This window comes from Ruegeria sp. AM1 (genome assembly GCF_056540745.1).
Window position 1 is genome coordinate 1 of sequence record NZ_JBQFXH010000032.1, and the last position, 2,830, is coordinate 2,830.

The 2,830-nt window shown below is 55.3% G+C and carries 3 protein-coding genes; all 3 read right to left on the bottom strand.

Annotated features, from left to right (window positions below):
- Nucleotides 1-212 (bottom strand): hypothetical protein (locus ACR0I7_RS19985; RefSeq protein WP_480514118.1); only part of this gene is annotated, 212 nt, incomplete at its 3' end.
- Nucleotides 209-577 carry a hypothetical protein gene (locus ACR0I7_RS19990; protein ID WP_480514120.1) on the bottom strand — a complete coding sequence of 123 codons (369 nt, stop codon included), beginning with the start codon at nt 575-577 and terminating at the stop codon, nt 209-211. The genes ACR0I7_RS19990 and ACR0I7_RS19985, both read right to left, overlap by 4 nt.
- A gap of 2 nt (nt 578-579) precedes the next feature.
- Nucleotides 580-2,830: DotA/TraY family protein (locus ACR0I7_RS19995; RefSeq protein WP_480514122.1), on the bottom strand; the 2,251-nt coding region annotated here is incomplete at its 5' end.

A 2,830-nucleotide genomic window follows, 5' to 3' on the forward strand; every position in this document is an offset into this window, starting at 1 on the left:
AGATAGAATACGGTGCCAACGTCGCTGCCTGGAATGTCGTCTACGGCAAGACTCAGCAGAAAACCCCAAGCCAGCAAAGACAGGACGAGCGCCCAGGACGCGCCGAGATACCGCCCACCAAGCCTCTCGCCCCATCCCCTCTTCAGTGCGGTGAACGGGCGAAAGAACATCGTGGCCATGTCGAACAACAGGTTATCGAGAAACGCGGTCATTGCGTGACCTCTTCGACAAGCCAACCGACATCTCCCTTGAAGACATGCCCGCGAATGTCCTTGATACCTGCCTGCACCACAAAGCCATCATCGCGGAGCAGGTCGAAATTGTAGATGCACAGATAACCAACATTCGTTGGATGCTCTTCGCATGAGGTCAACTCCACGTTCCTAGCGAGCATCTTCAACGAAAGCTGCAAGCCAGCGGGCATGTCTTCGATTGACCCGTATTGCGCCAAAGCGGCTGATTTGTCGGCCTCAATGCCGTTCAAATAGCCTTGCTCAATATCCGCTGCAGTTGGGCTGTCATCTTTGCATCCGGCCAGAACCGACAACGCCAACATTACGATGATTGTCTTTTTCATCATCAGTTTCCTTTCGATTTTGGGCCTTTCAGGAGGCGCTGCGCACCATGGCCGACTCCAGCCTTTGTCACACGCCCCACGGCAGCCGCTTGATTGCTGATGATCCGTGTGGGTGCGGCAGTGCCCACCACGTTGGATTCAAGGTTCATGGTGTTCGCTCTTTCAGTGAGCATCCCAGCAAGCGAAAGCACACGATCACCAAGCTCTGTGATCAAGCTGGACGCCACAATGACCAAGTAGAGCGTCACCAGAACGTACATACAGACCAGGCCCACCAGAATGATCACAGTGAACCAGGACCCACCCGCTGTCATGAAACCGAGGAAACCCGAGAACAGCAGGAACAGAAAATCCATCCCGATCCGCATGATGATCAGGCTCGCAATGAAACCCAGGATAATGAACAGCGGTCTCAGAGCCGCTCCAAGGATCGAGGTCAAAATACCTGCCGCCGGGCCAATTAACGTTCCGTCTCGGGCGGGCGCGAAGTATGCGAGAACGGCTAGAGGTGCTGCAAACAGGATTTCAATGACGGTCAGCAGCCAGGACAGAACAGCGGCGAAGAAATACACGAGCGGTATCGCCGGAATGATCGCGATCAAGACGAAACCGAAGATCAGCAGCGCCCACCCGACCGGGTAAAGCAGATATTCGGCCACATACCCGAGACCCTTTGCAAGCCCGCCAAACATCGAAACACCATCCGCAACAGCACCAGCGGCAATCATTGTCCCGCCCACGGCCGAGATCTGTTTGCCAACGGTGATTACGTCCGCCATTGGATCAAGATAGGTCGCGGTGTCGCCGCCATCTGTGACTGTGAAGACTTCAAGTAAAACCTGATACAGACGATAGAACCACCCGCTGGTGTCGCTGTTCCCAGCGTTCACCACTGTCGCAGTCGCACCGGGTTCATAGGTGCCCAGCTCGGTCACGAAGCCTTCGAATTGCTCGAGGTATCCGAAGTCATCGTTAACCTTCTGGAACATGGCGGCATCTACGGAGCCCGTCATTCGCGACAGCAACCCGCCAAAGTAATCGTTAATGCCATTGTCGAAATTGGTGTAAATCTGAAGCTCGGCTGCGGTTCCGGTCGATGTGTACGCGGCCATTGTAATGCCGCGATGCCAGCTCAATGCAAACGGCCAGCCGAGGGTGTCCACTTCATCCAGCAGGTCAGCGTGTAGCGCTTCGTATTCGGTGTTCGACAAGCCTCCGGATGTGATGCCGGCCATGTAGTTGGCAAAAGCATTTGAGACTGCGTCATCCATCAGGGTTTGGATAGAATCCCGGTCACGTTCTCCAGCAAAGATCAAATCTGCGATCTGAGATGCCACAGGCAGTAGATTTCCAGTGATGGCACCGTCAGCGGCTTGGTACCGATTGAGCAGAACGCCCGAACCAACCCGTGTCGCGAAGTCGGCGCTGTTTTCGCCATCGGCAGCGGCGATGTACTCGACCTGGTGCGAAACGCTGGCGCAGAGATTATCGGCGCGCCCATAAGACCCGCCCTCATCCGAGTAATAAATCTGACGTTCCAGGTGCGTGTATTCAGTCGAGTTTATGCCCAGAAACCCTGTCCGCGTAACGCCATAACTGTCAGAATCTACGACGCGTTGAGTTGTCCCTGCTGGCCTCTGCGCAAGGACCGCAAGGCGGTCCATTTGGCGTTGGCACAGTTCGCCATGGGTAAGCGCATAGAGAGTATTCGCGAACTGTTGGTTGATCAGGTAGTCGGTTTCCGAAAGCGGCGCACTGGCAGCGAGGACGGGCTCATCGCGCAACGCGCCATCTGCAACAGTACGCCATGCCACGTCGCCCAGGGCCGATCCTTGGACACTCAGCCAGATCAGCGCGAGCTGCGCCACCGTCAGCCCGCCTTGGATGGGAACAAACGAGATCGCGCCTACAAGAATGCGAACGACGGTGTATTTTGTGTCCGATTGGTTGCCGAAGGTTTTGCCATCGGCGGCAGTGTCGAAAACAAGCACGTAAGTCGTATAACTGCCGACGATCAGAGCGAGCAAAAGGCACGCTGTGTTGAAGATCGAAATCAGGTCTGTGAGCAGCGTTCCATCTGTCAAAGATCCGCCTTCTCCGGACACAAACTCCACCACACCACCGAAAACACGGGTGAGAAGATCCACCGCATAATCGTTGTCTGAAAGATTAAAGAGATCACTGAACTCCATGTTGCCTCCGTGGTGCTGCAAACACCGCTGCTCGATGGTATTGGGGGAGGTGTTCGTAGCC

Bases quoted from the DNA above. Each gene is read 5' to 3' on its own strand.
- ACR0I7_RS19990 (WP_480514120.1), bottom strand. From the start codon at position 577: ATGAAAAAGACAATCATCGTAATGTTGGCGTTGTCGGTTCTGGCCGGA.